At 27.1% G+C, this 17,631-nt stretch carries 15 protein-coding genes and 1 pseudogene; 7 read left to right on the forward strand and 9 right to left on the reverse strand.

Annotated features, from left to right (window positions below):
- The first annotated feature begins 78 nt into the window (after positions 1-78).
- Both BHYOB78_RS07190 and BHYOB78_RS07195 read left to right on the forward strand, forming a co-directional pair.
- Positions 79-1,050 (forward strand): NAD(P)-binding domain-containing protein, encoded by a 972-nt coding sequence (locus BHYOB78_RS07190; RefSeq protein WP_012670149.1) that lies wholly within the window; start codon positions 79-81, stop codon positions 1,048-1,050.
- Positions 1,051-1,076: 26 nt separating this feature from the next.
- Positions 1,077-1,379, forward strand: coding sequence for a PTS sugar transporter subunit IIB (locus BHYOB78_RS07195; protein WP_012670150.1), 303 nt, complete (start codon positions 1,077-1,079; stop codon positions 1,377-1,379).
- Positions 1,380-1,569: 190 nt separating this feature from the next.
- Here BHYOB78_RS07195 and BHYOB78_RS07200 read toward each other — a convergent pair whose 3' ends face one another.
- The 4 genes from BHYOB78_RS07200 to BHYOB78_RS07215 all read right to left on the reverse strand — a co-directional run bounded on the left by BHYOB78_RS07200 (position 1,570) and on the right by BHYOB78_RS07215 (position 5,506).
- Positions 1,570-2,469, reverse strand: coding sequence for an ABC transporter substrate-binding protein (locus tag BHYOB78_RS07200; RefSeq protein ID WP_020063663.1), 900 nt, complete (start codon positions 2,467-2,469; stop codon positions 1,570-1,572).
- 21 nt (positions 2,470-2,490) lie between these two features.
- Positions 2,491-3,072: a nicotinate (nicotinamide) nucleotide adenylyltransferase gene (gene nadD, locus BHYOB78_RS07205; RefSeq protein WP_012670152.1), complete on the reverse strand. Its 582-nt coding sequence runs from the start codon at positions 3,070-3,072 to the stop codon at positions 2,491-2,493.
- 153 nt (positions 3,073-3,225) lie between these two features.
- Positions 3,226-5,076, reverse strand: a complete 1,851-nt coding sequence (locus tag BHYOB78_RS07210; protein ID WP_020063664.1) for a bifunctional metallophosphatase/5'-nucleotidase — start codon at positions 5,074-5,076, stop codon at positions 3,226-3,228.
- 73 nt (positions 5,077-5,149) lie between these two features.
- A complete protein-coding gene (locus BHYOB78_RS07215; protein WP_020063665.1) occupies positions 5,150-5,506 on the reverse strand; it encodes a hypothetical protein in 357 nt (118 codons plus the stop codon).
- A 194-nt stretch (positions 5,507-5,700) separates the two neighbouring features.
- Here BHYOB78_RS07215 and pepF point away from each other — a divergent pair, with 194 nt between their 5' ends.
- Entirely contained in the window at positions 5,701-7,521 is a 1,821-nt protein-coding gene (pepF, locus tag BHYOB78_RS07220; RefSeq protein WP_020063666.1) for an oligoendopeptidase F, read from the forward strand.
- A gap of 119 nt (positions 7,522-7,640) precedes the next feature.
- Entirely contained in the window at positions 7,641-7,844 is a 204-nt protein-coding gene (locus tag BHYOB78_RS07225) for a TM2 domain-containing protein (RefSeq protein ID WP_012670156.1), read from the forward strand.
- Positions 7,845-7,910: 66 nt separating this feature from the next.
- Here the strand turns inward: BHYOB78_RS07225 and thrB are convergent, their stop codons facing one another.
- The 5 genes from thrB to BHYOB78_RS07250 form a co-directional block, all read right to left on the reverse strand.
- On the reverse strand, positions 7,911-8,849 hold the full coding sequence (gene thrB / locus BHYOB78_RS07230; protein WP_020063667.1) for a homoserine kinase: 939 nt from the start codon (positions 8,847-8,849) through the stop codon (positions 7,911-7,913).
- Between the two features lie 2 nt (positions 8,850-8,851).
- Entirely contained in the window at positions 8,852-9,907 is a 1,056-nt protein-coding gene (thrC, locus tag BHYOB78_RS07235; RefSeq protein ID WP_012670158.1) for a threonine synthase, read from the reverse strand.
- Between the two features lie 218 nt (positions 9,908-10,125).
- Positions 10,126-13,722, reverse strand: a complete 3,597-nt coding sequence (locus BHYOB78_RS07240) for a DNA translocase FtsK (RefSeq protein WP_028331260.1) — start codon at positions 13,720-13,722, stop codon at positions 10,126-10,128.
- A 24-nt stretch (positions 13,723-13,746) separates the two neighbouring features.
- On the reverse strand, positions 13,747-14,556 hold the full coding sequence (gene uppP, locus BHYOB78_RS07245) for an undecaprenyl-diphosphatase UppP (protein WP_012670160.1): 810 nt from the start codon (positions 14,554-14,556) through the stop codon (positions 13,747-13,749).
- Between the two features lie 121 nt (positions 14,557-14,677).
- On the reverse strand, positions 14,678-15,307 hold the full coding sequence (locus tag BHYOB78_RS07250) for a hypothetical protein (protein WP_020063668.1): 630 nt from the start codon (positions 15,305-15,307) through the stop codon (positions 14,678-14,680).
- An 88-nt stretch (positions 15,308-15,395) separates the two neighbouring features.
- Here BHYOB78_RS07250 and BHYOB78_RS07255 point away from each other — a divergent pair, with 88 nt between their 5' ends.
- The 3 genes and pseudogenes from BHYOB78_RS07255 to aroQ all read left to right on the forward strand — a co-directional run bounded on the left by BHYOB78_RS07255 (position 15,396) and on the right by aroQ (position 17,631).
- Positions 15,396-16,139 (forward strand): hypothetical protein, encoded by a 744-nt coding sequence (locus tag BHYOB78_RS07255; protein WP_020063669.1) that lies wholly within the window; start codon positions 15,396-15,398, stop codon positions 16,137-16,139.
- A 10-nt stretch (positions 16,140-16,149) separates the two neighbouring features.
- Positions 16,150-17,036: pseudogene (truB, locus tag BHYOB78_RS07260) on the forward strand (tRNA pseudouridine(55) synthase TruB).
- 151 nt (positions 17,037-17,187) lie between these two features.
- A complete protein-coding gene (gene aroQ / locus BHYOB78_RS07265; RefSeq protein ID WP_012670164.1) occupies positions 17,188-17,631 on the forward strand; it encodes a type II 3-dehydroquinate dehydratase in 444 nt (147 codons plus the stop codon).

The following is a 17,631-nucleotide window of genomic DNA, read 5'->3' on the forward strand; positions in this document are numbered from 1 at the left end:
TTAATTCCATATTTGTATTTTTCTTAAGCAGCTTTATTTCAAATGTGAGTCAATTACATATAAAAAAGGAGACAAATTATGGATAATAAATACGATTTAATTATTGTAGGAGGCGGACCTGGAGGAATTGCTGCTTCAGTTGAGGCTTCCATATTAGAAATTAAAAAAGTTCTTTTATTAGAAAAAGGTGATAATCACTCCACTACTATAAGAAAATTTTATAAAGATGATAAAAGAGTTGATAAAGATTATAAAGGCGAGGCTTTAGATCTAAAAGGAAACATAAAATTTGAAACTGCAACTAAAGGCGATGTATTAGATCTATTCAGTGAATGCTTATTTGGAAACTATATAGAAGCTATGTTTAATACTGAAGTTGAATCTATTAAAAAAAATGGTGAATATTTAGAAGTGAATACTTCCGATAATAAACAATATTTAGCTAAATATGTTGTAGCTTCTATCGGTAAAATGGGAAGACCTAATAAACCTGATTATGCTATACCGGCTAGTTTAAATAATGTAGTAAATTTCAATATTTATAAATGTAAGGAAAATGAAAAGGTATTAGTAGTAGGAGGCGGTAATTCAGCAGTTGAGTATGCCTACTTGTTAGGAAAAGATAATAATGTTACAATAAACTATAGAAAAGCTGAGTTTACAAGACCAAATGAAAAAAATTTGGAAACTATTAAAGAAGATATATCAAGCGGAAAAGTAAAAGCAAAACTTGGAATTGATATAACTTCAATAGAAGATAAAGAAGGAAAAGTATTAGTACATTATACTGATGGTACAGAAGATACTTATGACAGAGTAATATATGCATTAGGAGGAGTTGCCCCTGTAGATTTCTTGAAAAGATGTAATATAGAATTAGATGCGAATGGAGTACCTATTGTTAATGAAAATCATGAAAGCTCTGTTCAAAATCTATTCATAGCAGGAGATATATTATATAAATCAGGAGGCTCCATTGCTAAAGCATTAAATGCCGGATTTGATATAGTCAAATATATACATGACTTAATAAAAAAGTCCGGTAATTAATAATTAATATATTTAAGGAGTTAATTATGTTAAAAGTATTAGTAGTTTGTGCTAATGGAACAGGTACTAGTTTAATGATGAAGGAAAAAGCTCAAATGGCTTTGATAAAATTGGGAGTAGAAAATTTATCAATTGACCATTGTGATATGAATCATTGTAAAACAGGAGATTATGATTTAATTTTCTGCCCTAATAACTTCCTTGATAGTTTCAAAGAGGCTGAACAAAAGGGTGCTAAATTAATCGGAATAAAAAATATATTATCTGAAGAAGAGTTCAAACAAAAACTTGAATCTTCAGGATATTTAGACGAGTTAAAACATAAATAATTATTTATTATTATTATTGCTAGTGATAAATATTTGACAGCTTCCTTCATAAATTACTGGCTGCTTGTTTATAAAAACTTAATAACATAATTAATATATGATTTATATTAGCAATAATAAGCAACAATTTAATTGCTGCATAATTCAAAATATATAACAAATTTATTAATTGTATTATGCAGCAATATATTTATTTTTCTATATAATAGAATTCATTTGAAGGTATTCTATTTCCTATCAATTTTTTATCAAAATTATATAAGAAATTATAATAACTATTCAAAGCAAATTTCATTTTTTCACCGCTGTAAAAAGTTAATCCCATTCTATTAATACCATAAACAGCAGCTTTAGCATTAATTATCATAGATGAATCTTTTATCAAAGTTTCTATTTCATTTTTATTATTTATTATATATTCAGTAGATTTTTGATATTCTTTAAGCACTTCCTGAACTAATGCTCTATTATGATTAATAAAAGTATTTTTTGCAATTAAAACAGCTACAGGATAATTCTCAACATATTTAGACATTTCAACAACTATATGTACATCTTTATTTTCAAGCATTGCTGAAGATACAAAAGGTTCTGGTAATATTGCAATATCTGCATTTTTTGATGCAACTGCTTTTGCTAAATCAGGATTACTCAAAGAATAATTGATGTTAACCTTAGGCAGATTTTCTTTTGATATTAAATACTGAAGCATTAAATCTGGGGCTGCCAATTTAGTACCGCAGTATACGGTTTTATTTTTTATATCATTTATAGTTTGTATTTTATTATTTGCTGATACTATAAAAAGCTTAGTTTCAGATATCACAGCAATAACTTTATAATCTAATTGTCTGTTAAAAATTATAGCCGCCATATTAGCAGGAATTGCCGCTATATCAGCCTCCCCTTTCACTATTAATGAAAGCATATTATTAGGAGCATTTACAAAATGAATATTTACTCCTTTATAATCTTTCATCATTTTTAATCCGCCTATTCCTGTAGGGCCGCTAAGAAGATACATTTCCTGAGAATAAAGACTGCCTATAAAAATAAAAATCATTATCAATACTAATTTTATGTTTTTCATTTTATTTTCCTATTTAATTTTTTATAAATATAAGTTTTTTGATAGTATATAATCATAAACTTTTTCTTTCACAAAATACCTGAATCCTTTTTTTTCTTTTATTCTATTTCTAATAAGGCTTGATGATATATCTATACGAGGAGCCATTATTACTTTAATATTATATTTATCAATATTTTCTTTATACAGATTATTATCATCTTCCCTATTTACAACAGTTATATTAGATATTTCAGATATTTTTTCAGGTTCTCTCCATTTATCAAAATCTTTTACTAAGTCTGCTCCTATTATAAGTCCTATTTTTCCCTCAATATCATAATTTTTATATAGATAATTTAAGGTATTAATAGTATATGAAACTCCGTCATTATTAAGTTCATATTCATCTAATAAAAATCTTTCATCATTTTCTATTGAAAGTTTAAGCATATTGAGTCTGTCCTCATTTGATGCTTCACCGCTTATATTTTTATGAGGAGGAATTTTTGCCGGTATAAAAATTACTTTATCATAATCGCAATTAGTTATAACAGTATCAGCCAATATTAAATGTCCTAAATGAGGCGGATCGAAAGTACCTCCTAAAATAGCTATTCTCATAACTTATAAAACCTATATTTTATTTTTTAATATATTTTATATTTAGATTAATAATTTGCAATAAGAATTTATAATGCATTATAAAAATAAAGCCCGTTTAATTATTTAAACAGGCTTATTTATTATTTTAATTAATACTATATTAATTTTTTATTAATCATCAGGATATAGAAGTTTATAATCTTTTTGTTTTCCAGCCTGAACATAATCTTCTGGAACAACTTTCCAATTATTAAGTTTCTCTACTGTGATAGGACCATTTTGCTCTTCAAACCAATTTATTATATAATATCTCAAATCCTTATCAGTAGATTTCAATACCAAATCCATATTCTGTAATGTTTCTAAATCTATTCCAGCACCTTGAGTAAGATGTCCGCCGCCGCCGCTTCCTCTGTAAGAGTTAATTGCTACTTTATATTCTTTATCCAATTCAAAAGGACTTCCATCAGAAAGAGATTCTATTATCACTTTCTCTCCATTAGGCTTTGTTACATCAACAGTATAATTTAACCCAGCAACACTTTCATAATTATATGAAGGTGTTACAGTATCATAAGAATTGTATCTGTTATTAAATATTAATTCACCATTAGCATCTTTCTTAAAAGCTATTAGATGATCATTAATATTATTCATAGTATTAAACCATCTTCCATAAGAATATTCCATAGCATCTTTAATCTGCTTACCTGTTAATGTCATAACATAAAAGAAATTCTCATAAGGATATAAATTGAACATATCTTTTACTTTTATTATACCATTATTCAAAACAGCATCCTTACTTAAAGGAGCAGCAAAAGAAATATCAGCCTTTTCACCTAGTTCTCTTTCAGCTATTGTAAACTGTAATTTATGTATTAAACTTAGGAAATAACTATCTCCGAATATAGCCTCATCTGAAACTAATTTTGTATTTAAATTACCTATATCTCTGCTTACCCATTTTTCTATATTAACTCTTGCATCAGCAAACTTTTCTAAAAATTCTTTATCTGCTTCAAATTCAGAAACATCTAATAAATTTCCATTAAATTTTATATCCCAAGTTTTATTATCTTCATTATAACTCATAGAAACATCAATAGAAGCTATATATCTTGCAGAATTTACTCCTCCATATATAGGTACTATTTTTCCGCTAGGACTTTTTACTTCTTTAGTTTTTTGTTTTGAAGTTTCATCATAACCTAATCCGCTCCATCCCTGATGATCATGCCCTACAAGTATAATATCAAAACCATCAACTTGCTCTGCTACTAATTGACTAGCATTTTCATTTTTATATGTTTCTTTATCATCTGTATGATTAGCTCCGGCATGGAAAAGCCCTATAATCATATCAGGTTTTTCTTTATCCTTTATAACTTTAATCCACTTCTTGGCAGATTCCACCATATCTTCAGTAGCCAATCCTTCATATAAAACTTTAGGAAGCTGTCTATCTATTGCCGGCTCTGTAAGTCCAAGTACTGCTATCTTCACTCCATTCTTTTCAACAATACTATAAGGTTTAAAATAAGGTTCTTTAGTTTTTTCATCTATTAAATTAGCAGCCAATAAAGGAGCTTTTAATTCTTTTACAAGTTTATCATAAACACTATGACCTGCCTCAACATCATGATTTCCAACACCTATAACATCATAATCCATATAATTTAAAACTTCTGACCATATATGAGGTTCATTAGTTGCAACAAAATTATAGTAATAAACTGTAGGCTGTCCCTGTAAAGAATCCCCATTTTCTAATAATAAAATAGTTTTACCCTCATTTTTTAATTGCTTTAAATAAGAGGATACATGAGCCATAGAAGTATCTTCTTCTTCATCTGTAATAAAATTATATGGGAAAATCATTCCATGAATATCTGTTGTCTGAACTATTGTAAAATTAATCTCCCCTTCAGGATAAACTCTATTCTTATCATTGGAATTGCAAGATACATTTGATAATAACATTGACAAAAAAATACTCATTATTATGAAACCTCTTCTCATATATTTCCTCCAAATTTACTTATATATTATTATAATATATATTAGATTAAAATAAATATGGAAATATGCAAAATTACTCTATTTTCAAAACTTTTTTAACTACATCTATATTAGCTATTATAAAAGTTATAGAGTTAAAAATATAATATAATGTAAAAGCAATAAATATTATAAAAACACTTCTTTTAATGGTTGTTCTTGTTTTACTGTCTTTATCTTCTGTCCAAAATAAATCTATGATATCTTTCTTTTTCTTTTTCTTTAAAGATTTATTTTTTTTATTGTCTTTATTGTCTTCCTCCTGTTTTTTAGGAAGCAATCTAAAAATCAATGATATTATAATATATATAATACATGCCAATATAACGAAATTGAATATCAAATAAAAAGTCATTATCTGCTCAATGTCGTTTAAATTAAAATTTTCCATTAAATACAATTCTCCTATATTATTAATATAACAATTATATATTTAAATTTTACAATTAATTATTTATTTTTTACAATAAATAATAATAATAAAATATAATTATTATTTATTTTGTAAAAAATTATATTATGTTATAATTTACAAATACTAATAAAAAATGTTTTTATAAAAAAATATTAAGGAGTAAATATCATATGAGTAATGAAAATAAATCAAATACTTTAATAGAAAGAAAAGATGTAAAAATAGAAGATACTTGGGATTTAACTTTATTATATAAAAATGATGAGGAGTTTGAAAAAGATTTTAAAGCAATGGAAGATTTTTCAAAAGAATCAGCAAAGTTCAAAGGTAATCTTTCAAAATCAGCATCTGAATTAAAAAATATATTAGACTCTATAATGAATGCATCTATTATATTAGATAAATTAGGTTCTTATGCTTTTCTAAAACAAACAGAAGATTTAACTAACAATGATTCAAATATAAAAATAGCAAGATTTTCAAAATTAGCTTCTGAATTTTCTGCTAATTTAAGTTATTTTGATCCTGAATTAATGAGCATTGATGATGAAAAAATGAATAGTTTTTTAAAGGATGAGGTACTAAAAGATTATTTAATTTATTTAAGAAATATACTAAAATATAAACCTCATACATTATCAGAAAAAGAGGAAAGAATATTAGCATTGCAGGGAGAATTAGCTTCAACTGCTTCAAATGTATTTGATACTTTGAATGATGCTGATTTGAATTTCGGAGAATTAGAATATAACGGAGAGAAAACTACATTAACTCATGCTACATTCTCAAGTTTCCAAGAAAGCCAAGATAGAGAATTAAGAAAAAACAGCTATAATCAATTCTATAAAGAATATGATAAGCATAAAAATACTTTTGCTGAACTTTATGCAAGTCAAATCAAACAGGATATATTCGATGCTAGAATAAGAAATTACAATAGTGTACGTGAAATGGAATTATTCGGCGATGATATACCGGTAAGCGTTTATGACAGTTTAATTAAAAGCGTACATAATGCATTACCTGCTTTGCATAGCTATTATGAATACTGTGCTAATAAATTGGGAATTACAGATTTCAGGCAGTATGATAAATATGCACCTGTAGTTAAAGACGTAAAAATACATCATACATTTGATGAAGCTATAACAGTTTTAAGTAAAGCATTATCACCTCTTGGAGAAGAATATGTATCAACTCTTACAAATGGACTTAATTCAAGATGGGTTGATAAATACGAAAATAAAGGAAAAACAAGCGGAGCATTCTCTGCAGGCTGCTATACATCAGAACCTTATATATTGATAAACTTCAGAGATGAAAGCATTGAATCAGTATTTACATTAGCACATGAAGCAGGACATAGTATGCATAGCTATTACAGCAGAAAAAATAATCCTTTCCAGCATCATGATTATAGTATATTTGAAGCTGAAGTGGCATCTACTTTCAATGAAAAACTTTTATTTAATTATTTTATGCAAAATGAAAGTAAAAAAGAAGTGAAAGCATTTTTACTTAATAAGGATATAAATGGATTTGTTGCTACAGTATTCAGACAAACTATGTTTGCCGAGTTCGAGCATATTATTCATAAAGAAGCTGAAGAAGGAAATCCAACAACATTGGAGCTTATAAGAACAGTTTATAAAGATTTACTTAAAAAATATTTTGGAGATAAAGCTGTACTTGAAGAAACAAGCGATTTAGAGGCTTTGAGAATACCTCATTTCTACCGCTCATTCTATGTTTATAAGTACGCTACAGGAATGTCTGCTGCTGTTGCTTTATCTAATGGAGTACTTGAAGGCAATGCTAAAGGCGACTACACAAACAGAGATAATTATTTGAAATTCTTAAAAAGCGGAGGAAGCAGAACTCCTATAGAGAATTTAAAAGTTGCAGGTGTTGATATGACTAAGCCTGAAGTTGTAGAAAGTGCTTTGAAATTATTTGCTAAAGAAGTAGAAGAATTAAAATCATTAAATTGATTTAATTAATTATTAATTTTTTAAGGCTGGCATTTTTTATATGTCAGCTTTTATTTTATATGCTCTTCTATTTTTTTAAATTTAATATATACTAATACAAATAATTTTAAGGAGAACATATGGAAGTTTCAGATAGAAGCTGGGTTGTTGCTTTACTTTTTGCAATATTTCTTCCTGTTCACAGATTTTATGTAGGAAAAATAGGAACAGGTATATTATACTGGCTTACTGCCGGTGGTTTTGGTATATGGTACATTGTAGATATTGTATTGATACTATTAGATCAATTTACTGATAAAGAAGGAAGAAAATTAAGAAAATAACAAAATAAAAAAGGTTAGTATTTTATAACACTAACCTTTTTTAATATTAAATAAATAATTAAAAATCTATTTTATTATAACACCTTTTTGAGGTATATTTAAAACTTTTATTTCACAGTCTATTTTCTTTTTATTGAAACTGCTTTTCATAGCTTCAGAAACTTTTTTAATTATCTTTTCATCGTTTTTTACAAGAGAAAGTATTGAAGAACCTGCACCGCTTATTGTAACAGAATATGCCCCTGCTGCTTTAGTATTCTTAAATAAATCTTTTAGCCCAGGTATAAACTTAGCTCTGTAATCCTGATGCAGTTTATCATCTGTAGCAACCTCAAGTAAATCTAATCTATTTGAGGATAATGCAGAAGTAAGAAGTGCAGCCCTTGAAATATTAAATATAGCATTTTTAAAAGTTATTTCTTTAGGCAAAGCATTTCTTGCAGTTTCAGTACTCAAATAAAAATTAGGAATAGCAACTATTGCCTTTAAATCTTTAGGTGGTTTTATTTTAACATATTTAAAATCTTCATCTTTACGAACTACACCAGATATAATACCTCCCAATATTGCAGGCGATACATTGTCGGGATGTCCTTCAAGCTGAACTGACATATTCAATATATCATTTTCAATTGATAGTTTGTTTCCAAGTATATAATTAGCAGAAAGAAGTCCTCCTATTATAGCTGCAGAACTGCTTCCAAGTCCGCGTGAAAGAGGTATTCTATTTATACATTTTATTATATATCCTTTATCAGGCTTTGATTTTAATCTTTTGTATACTAATTTCATAGCATCAAGTATCATATTATTGTCTTTTGATATCTCGCTTTCACCTTCTCCGCTTATTTCAAATTCTATTTTTTTTGAATCATCATTAGAATATATATGTATTTCATTATACAAATCTAAAGCAAGCCCTACACTATCAAACCCAGAACCAATATTCGCAGATGTAGCAGGTATTTTAAAAGTTACGAGTTTTTTATTTTGCGATTTATTCATTATCATATTCCTATAGCTTTTCTTATTTCTTCTATATTGTTATCAACTTTTATAGGTTCATTGCAAATTTTTATTGCATTATCAGGATCTTTAAGCCCGTTTCCTGTTAATACAGAAACTACAGTATCACCTTTATTTATTTTTCCAGCTTTACGGCTCTTTATTATACCAGCAAGAGAAGCAGCAGAAGCAGGCTCAGCAAATACACCTTCTTCTGTTGTAAGCATTTTATAAGCCTCTAATATCTCATCATCAGTAACAGAATCAATAAAGCCTTCAGATTCATTAGCAGCATTAACAGCAAGTTTCCAGCTTGCAGGATTTCCTATTTTTATAGCAGTAGCTAATGTCTGAGGATTCTCTATTATTTTGTTTTGTACTATAGCAGCAGAACCTTCAGCCTCAAAACCTATCATCTTTGGAAGATTATTTATCTTTGCATTTTCTTTATATTCTTTAAAACCCATCCAATATGCAGATATATTTCCTGCATTTCCAACAGGTATTGCCAAATAATCAGGGGCTTTTCCTAAAACATCGCAAATTTCAAATGCAGAAGTTTTTTGTCCCTGAAGTCTGAAAGGATTAATAGAGTTTACCAATGTAATAGGATATTTATTAGTAATATCAACAACAGCCTTTAAAGCCTCATCAAAATTTCCTTTAATAGCTATAACTTTAGCACCATACATCAAAGCCTGAGCTAATTTACCTAAAGCAATATTTCCATCAGGTATAACAACTATACAGTCTATACCGCTTCTAGCAGCATAAGCAGCAGCAGATGCAGAAGTATTTCCTGTAGAAGCACACATTATAGCTTTAGTATCTCTGCCTTCAAGTGCTTTAGCAACAGCCATTACCATACCTCTGTCTTTAAAAGAACCTGTAGGATTAAGTCCGTCATATTTTAAATATAATTCTATATCCAAATCTCTTCCTATTCTTTCAGCTTTTATTAAAGGAGTATTTCCTTCATGCAAGGTTATCAATGGAGTTTTATTTGTAATAGGTAAATATTTTCTGTATTCTCTTAAAAGTCCTTTCCAAGATTTCATAGTTTTATCCTTTTTAATTTAATTAAAAATTATCTTTGATAGTATTTAATATAGAATATAATATAAACAATAATTTTTCAAGTTATTAATTAACATAATAATAATAAATTTATAAAATACTTATTTAATAAAAAACAAGAGAATTAATATTTTTTAATTCTCCTGTTTTTAAGATAGGTATAAACATGTATATAAATATTTGATATTTCTTAAATTATTTATTCATCTAAAGTTATTAAAACCTCCCTAGGCTTACTTCCATTTTCAGGTCCAACAATACCCTGACGCTCCATTATCTCTACTATTCTAGCAGCTCTGTTATATCCTATTTTCAAGCGTCTCTGTAAGAATGAAGCGCTAGCTTTACCTGTTCTAGCAACCAACTGAACTGCATCCTCCCAAAGCTCTTCATCAAGTATATCTTCTTCATCAGTATTTCTATCATCTGCATCACTTCCTTCTAAAGCAGCTATAAGACTCTCATCAAACATAGGAGACATCTGTCCGGATAAATAATCAACAACCTTTTTAACTTCATTATCAGAAACAAAAGCTCCCTGTACTCTGTCAGGCATTTGACTTCCGGAAGCACAGAATAAAGCATCTCCTTTACCCAATAACTGTTCAGCACCGGACATATCGATTATGATTCTTGAGTTAGTTTTGTTAGGTACTTGGAATGCTATTCTTGTTGGAAGATTAGCCTTTATAACTCCTGTAACAACATCTGCAGAAGGTCTTTGTGTAGCTATGATTAAATGTATACCAACCGCCCTACTCATACCAGCCAAACGAGATATTAAATCTTCTACCTCTTTTGAAGCAACAACCATTAAGTTATGAAGCTCATCTATTACAAGAACTATATATGGGAATAACTCTAAAGGCTCTCCGTTAAATTCTGTTTCTCCTTCTTTAAGTAATTGTCTTACCTTTTCATTATAGGTTTTAACATTTCTAACAAAGAATCTTTCCATTCTCTCATATCTTTTTTCCATTATATCTACAATGTATCTTAATACTATTGTGGCTTTCTTCTCATCTGAAACTACAGGAGACATCAAATGAGGTATGCCGTTATAAATAGAAAGCTCTACTCTCTTTTTATCAACAAATATAAATTTAAGTTCATCAGGTCTAAACTTATATAAAAGTGAAAGTATTATTGTGGATAAGCAAACACTCTTACCAGAACCTGTAGTACCGGCAACTAATAAGTGAGGAGCCTCTGACATATCAGATACAACATTATTACCATAAATACCTTTTCCAAGTACGAATGGTATATCAAGTTTTGATTGTCTGAAATCAGTACTTTCCAAAACATCTCTTAAATAAACAGCACTTCTAACTTTATTAGGTATCTCTATACCTATAACAGAACGTCCAGGTATAGGAGCAATTATCCTTACACTTTCAGAAGCTAAAGCCAAAGCGATATTATCTGTAAGGTTAGATATTTTTGAAACTCTTATTCCTGATGCAATCTCAAGTTCATATCTAGTAATAACAGGTCCTCTTGATACTCCTGTTACTTTTGCTTCAATATTAAAATCCAATAAAGTATGCTCAAGCTGCATTGCTGTTTGTTTAATGGACTCCATCATAGCACCATCATTTACAGGTATTGATCTATTTAATAAATCAAAAGGCGGATGCTTATAATGTTTATCAACATATTTAGTATCAAAATTAGATTGTATACGTTCTGTATCTAAATTTTTAATTGATTTAGTACCTATAACGGATTTCATAGGCTTTAATGTATCAACTGTTTTTTGAGATTCTATATTGATAAATCCTGCTTCCTCCTGAGGTGCATTACTTATATGAGTTTCATTATTATATTTATCATCTTCTTTATTATCTTCATTTATTTCTTCTGATTCTTTTAATATATGGGTAGTAACTGCATTATTATTTTCTATATTATTTTCTATATCACTATTTTCTTTTATATTATCTGAAGCATTATTTAAATTATTAGATTCTAATAAGTTTTCATTAATAATATTATTTTCAGTATTTACACTTCTAGTTTTTAATCTTATATCTTCTATATTAGAATCAGCATTATAAAGCTCTTCTTCGTCCAAATCAAACTCATCTATTTTACTGTCAGTATAATTATTATGATGATTATTATAATTTGGTATATGATCAGCTCTATTATATTCTCTTTTTGAAGCATATCCCATAGCAAATTCAAATGCTTCTTTTTTCTTTTTACTGCTGTTTATACTGTTTCCAATATTATTTGAAGTTAAAACATATTCTTTTTTTTCTTCTTCTTTTTTAGTTTCTACAATATTATCAATATTATTATGTACTTCGTATACTTCATTCAATTCATTTTCTTTATTTTTTTTATTCTCTTCAATTAATCTCTGAAGCTTTTCAAAACTATCCTCTGCCTCAGTATTTTCATTGACATTTGTTTCTTCTTCTTTTTTATTTATATCAGAATAATCATAAATATAATTTTCATAATTATTAACACTATTAGCTCTTATATATTGATCTTCAACATTATATTTGGCATAATTATCAAATGAATCATCATAAGCAGCCCTTTTGAAATCTGACTTTTTCAAATAGTTAATATTATAATCTAATCCTTCAAATTCCTGATAATCATTATTTTCTGCTTCTTCTAATTCTTCATTTTTTTTTTTATTTATGAAGTCATTATAATAACTTCTATAAAACTCATCTTCCATTTCCATACTGCTTTTATGATTTATATTATTTCTATTAGCTTTTTCTTTTCCAAATACAACTTCTGCTAAAGTAAGACCCAAATCTTCTTCTCTATTTTCTAATGCATTTACATTTATTCCGCCGTTAAAATGCATATTTTTTAATTCATTTGTAATATTTTCAGTTTCTTTACTAAATGAATCAGTTTTAGTAAAAAAGCTATTAGCAGAGTTATTTTTTCTCAATAAATTTTCTCTGTATTTTTTTTCATCAAAATTATAATTATTATTTTCTACTTTCTCTATAAATGGTACAGTTTTAAATTCTAATTCTGAAATTTCTTTAGTATCAAATAAAGGTATATAATCTCTAGAATATGTTTTTTCTTTATTATCAGTTTGAAGAGAAGTTTCAGTATTTTTCATTGATTTTATTTCTAAATCTTTTATTCCATTAACTACTTTTTGCTCTATATCTTTTATCTTATCAAAATCTACATTTCTCACCATATCTCTGAAATAATTAACCAAGTCCATTATAGAAAGTTTAGCAAAAATTATGGCAGTTATTACAAGTCCTGCAATTACTATCATAATAGCACCAGTCTTTCCAAATATTGATACTAAAGAACCACCTATAAACTCGCCTAACATACCGCCTTTATTATAAAAATCTAAACTTCCTAAGAATATGTTTAATAGTATGCTAAGAAGTATCATCAATATAGAAGATGATAATGCAGATATTAATATTCTATCAGTAGAGTTTTTTAATATGATATTAACTCCAGCATATATAAAAAATGCAGGTATAACATAAGATGCAAAACCAAATGCTAAAAATGAATAGCTTGATATATAAGCACCAAATATACCTAATAAATTTTTAATTTCATTATTGGAGTTTAAATCTTCCATATTCATACTGAAATATGAAAGAAGTAATATTCCAGCAAATAAAAGGCATAAGAAACCTACTATATCAAAAAAAGGATTTCTATTCTCATATTCTTCATGAATGTAATCATCAAAATTTTCATTTTCTGATTTTTGTTCAAATTTCTTTTGTTCAGCTCTTTTTTGTATTGTTAATTTTCTTTTAAATAATCCCATCATAATAAAACTCCAATACCTAAAAAATCATACCTGCAAAAAGTAGAAGAAAACTGCCATTCCGGCTATAAGACAATAAAATCCGAAATAGAAAAGTTTTCCTTTCTTCAAAAATGAAAGAAGGAATTTCAATGCTATAATACCAAATACAAATGCTGTAAAAAATCCTACTAAAGCATAAGTAATATTGAAATCAGCAATATCTTTTATTGATAATAATAAAGCACCGAATATGGCAGGCAATGATATTAGGAAAGAAAATCTTCCTGCCAAATCTCTATTTAATCCTAAAAATAAAGCAGCACTTATAGTCATACCAGATCTTGATATACCCGGAAATATTGCTATTGACTGTGCTAATCCTATTATAAATGCATTTCTATAAGTCATAGTAAATACATCTTTTAAATCATTGCTGTAAGTATTTTTATCTAATTTTCTAGTGAGAAGAAGTATAGAACCTGTGATAATAAGATTAAGTCCTATTCTTTGTAAATCCAAATTACTTAAATATTGTTCTAATAATAAGCCTACTATAGCAACAGGTATAGAAGCTATTATCACCATTAAAGATATTCTAAAGCCTTCGCTATTTTTGCTTGCATATTTAACATCTTTAAGTCCTGAAAAGAATCCCACAATGGCATTTATTATATCTTTACGGAATATTAAGCATGTAGCTAAGAATGTACCGAAATGAAGTGCAACTTCAAATGATAATATGTTTTCTGCATGAAAATTTAGAAAATATTCTGTTATTCTTAAATGACCGGAACTTGAAACCGGCAGAAATTCTGTTATAGCCTGAACAAAACCAAGTATTACAGCTTTAATCATTAAACTACCCCATTGTTTACATAATATCTGTATAATTTTCGGATAGTTTAAAAAAAGCAATAGTAAAAAATTATGTCAACTATATTATGATAATCTATTATGATGTATTATAATTGCAGCATCACTCTAAAGTAGTTTCAACAACCACATTATATTCATTAGAACTATAGCTTTCTTCCAATATATAAGCTTCATTTGTCAATTTTACTGCTCTGTTAACATCTATATCATTGCTTCTCAATACTCTAAATAATGATTCATAAGCTCTTTTTAAAGCATTTTGAGTAAGCATCTGTTTTGTATAAGCACTGAGATTTCCTGAATCAGGCATTTGTATTGAAGCATTAGCCCTGAAAAATTTATCCTCTACACTTCCCTCTTTCTTTAATCTTTGTAATATTTCTATAGTTCTGTTATATACGCTACTGTCTTTTACCTTTATCTCAACATAGAAATTATCATCTTCTTTATATTCTTTTATATTAGCTATATCTTTATTATCAAAATCTATCAAATTATTATCCTTTAAAGATACTGCTACTATATTAAAATCTGTTCTATTTATTATTGATGAAGTTTCCTTAGCTATATAATAGTATATAGAATCTATTGCCTTTGTCCTGCTCGCTTCAAAACTTACATCAGTATAAACTTTTGAATAGAAATTACCTTTTTGCATATTATTTCTTGAACATGCAATTAAATAAAATAATAATAAAATAATAATGAAATACAGCTTGTTTTTTTCCATAAATTATAATAAATTATCCCTTTATAATATTAATTATTTTAACTTTATTATATTAAGAATTGTAAAATAAGTATACGGAGATTTTATATTGAATATAAAGATATTTATATTATTGTTGGCAGCCATTATAATTTTATCATGTAAGAAAAAAGAAGATAATTTTCTAGAGGATATGGCATCTTTAGATAAAGCATATATGGACACATTATTAATAATTAGAGATGTTAATAATCCAAATAGAAAAGAAGCTATAGAAAAATTTATAGTTATATGGAATGATTTTAAAAAACAATACTATAATTCAAATACAGAAGATCCTCAATGGAAAGCAGATTTTGACTCTTTGCAGGATATACTTATAAGATCCCATTATTATATATCTAGCGGAGAAGATGAAAGTGCAGGATATTCTATACTGCATGATATAAAATATGTACTTTCAGATTTAAGAAAAAGAAATAATGTTAATTGGTTTTTTGATAATTTAAACTCAATATATAAAATAGCATATAGAATAGGAGAACTCTCAAAAATATACGCAGGCTCTAATACTACACTTTCACCTGAAGAGGAAGAAAAATTAATAGTAGTATATTATCTTCTTGATGCTGCTGTAAAAAATACTATATCAGAATTCGACAGAAGCAATATTCATCTTCTTCATTTATCTCAGCAGCAGCTTGGAACTTTGAAGCATAATATAGAAACTATAGACGACTTAGTTAAATCAATAGGAAATGATTTGTTTTCAAAGAAATACAGTAATCTTTCTAATATATCAGAAAATATTTTGAATATATACTTCAACTCACTTCAGATAATAAGAGGATAATTAAATCATAGTGAAAGGATTTTGTATTTTAAATAAACCTGTAGGCATAACTTCTTTTGATGCCATAAAACAGACAAAGATAATATTAAAGCAAAAAGAAAATATACTAGAAAAAAGAGTTGGACATGCCGGTACATTAGATCCATTTGCTGACGGCGTATTAATATTGGCTTTCGGAAGATATACTAAATTATTTTTCTTATTTGATGATTTTAATAAAGAATATATAGCATCAGGAATATTTGGAGAAAGCAGAGATACTGATGACATAGAAGGCAATACAATTAAAACTTCAAATAATAATAATAAATTAAGTTTTGAAGAATTAGAAAATATTATAAAAACAAATTTCAAAGGTAATATAAAACAAAAGCCTCCAATATATAGTGCCAAAAAATAAATGGAAAAAGAGCTTATGATTTAGCTAGAGATAATAAAAGTTTTGAATTGAAAGATGTTGATGTTTGTATAGAAAAAATAGAATTATTAGAATATGATTATCCATATTTCAAAATAAAAACCTCAGTAAGCAAAGGCACATATATAAGGTCAATAATAAGAGATATAGGAGAAATTACAGGAAATCTAGCCTATACAAAAGAATTAAAGAGAGTTTCTATAGGAAATTATAATATTGATATGTCTTGTAATATTGAAGATATAAATAAAAATAAAATATTATCATTCTTTTATATGTTTAAAAATTTTGATAAAACAATAATAGAAGATGCCTCAGATATAAGGCAGATATTATGCGGAAATACTAAAACAATAGAAAAAATAAAAGTAAATAATAAATATATGGCATTAACAGATAATAAAAATAATCTTCTTGCTATAATAGAAAAAAATATTGAAGACAAAAATAATAAATATGCTTTTATAGATATTGAATAAATTTTGATTATTTTAGCGATAATACCATTTACATATTCCAATAATTTAAAATGAATTAACATAACACAAAATCAATATTTGATTTTTTTTTCAATAGGTATATTATATTATTTAGCAAAAATTCTATAAATAAAGGTTTCTGTCATATATTATGAATATATTAGTTATAAACGGCCCTAATACAAATATGTTCGGTGTTGCTCAGACTAAAATCTTTGGAAATATTACATTAGGTGATATTGAAAATAAAATTAAAGAAGCGGCATTGGGCAGTGCAAAAGTATCATTCTTTCAATCAAATCATGAAGGTGCTATTATAGACAGAATACATAGAGCTTATGATGAAAGTATAGATTATATAATAATAAATGCTGGTGCTTATGCTCATACATCTATAGCTATAAGAGATGCTTTTTTGGCAACTAATATACCATTTATAGAAGTTCATATGAGTAATATTTATGCAAGAGAAGATTTTAGAAATAAAAGCTATTTATCAGATATAGCATTGGGCGTTATTACAGGATTTGGTGATAATAGTTATATATTAGCCTTAGCCCATTTATTATCAATAGAGAAAAGAAATAATAATTAA

It is taken from the genome of Brachyspira hyodysenteriae ATCC 27164, from assembly GCF_001676785.2.
Lineage (GTDB): Bacteria > Spirochaetota > Brachyspiria > Brachyspirales > Brachyspiraceae > Brachyspira > Brachyspira hyodysenteriae.

Coding starts and splice junctions, on each gene's coding strand:
- BHYOB78_RS07240 (WP_028331260.1), bottom strand. CDS start 13,722: ATGATGGGATTATTTAAAAGAAAATTAACAATACAAAAAAGAGCTGAA.
- BHYOB78_RS07190 (WP_012670149.1), top strand. CDS start 79: ATGGATAATAAATACGATTTAATTATTGTAGGAGGCGGACCTGGAGGA.
- thrC (WP_012670158.1), bottom strand. CDS start 9,907: ATGAAATCTTGGAAAGGACTTTTAAGAGAATACAGAAAATATTTACCT.
- BHYOB78_RS07200 (WP_020063663.1), bottom strand. CDS start 2,469: ATGAAAAACATAAAATTAGTATTGATAATGATTTTTATTTTTATAGGC.
- BHYOB78_RS07195 (WP_012670150.1), top strand. CDS start 1,077: ATGTTAAAAGTATTAGTAGTTTGTGCTAATGGAACAGGTACTAGTTTA.
- BHYOB78_RS07210 (WP_020063664.1), bottom strand. CDS start 5,076: ATGAGAAGAGGTTTCATAATAATGAGTATTTTTTTGTCAATGTTATTA.
- BHYOB78_RS07250 (WP_020063668.1), bottom strand. CDS start 15,307: ATGGAAAAAAACAAGCTGTATTTCATTATTATTTTATTATTATTTTAT.
- pepF (WP_020063666.1), top strand. CDS start 5,701: ATGAGTAATGAAAATAAATCAAATACTTTAATAGAAAGAAAAGATGTA.
- nadD (WP_012670152.1), bottom strand. CDS start 3,072: ATGAGAATAGCTATTTTAGGAGGTACTTTCGATCCGCCTCATTTAGGA.
- BHYOB78_RS07215 (WP_020063665.1), bottom strand. CDS start 5,506: ATGGAAAATTTTAATTTAAACGACATTGAGCAGATAATGACTTTTTAT.
- thrB (WP_020063667.1), bottom strand. CDS start 8,849: ATGAATAAATCGCAAAATAAAAAACTCGTAACTTTTAAAATACCTGCT.
- aroQ (WP_012670164.1), top strand. CDS start 17,188: ATGAATATATTAGTTATAAACGGCCCTAATACAAATATGTTCGGTGTT.
- BHYOB78_RS07225 (WP_012670156.1), top strand. CDS start 7,641: ATGGAAGTTTCAGATAGAAGCTGGGTTGTTGCTTTACTTTTTGCAATA.
- uppP (WP_012670160.1), bottom strand. CDS start 14,556: ATGATTAAAGCTGTAATACTTGGTTTTGTTCAGGCTATAACAGAATTT.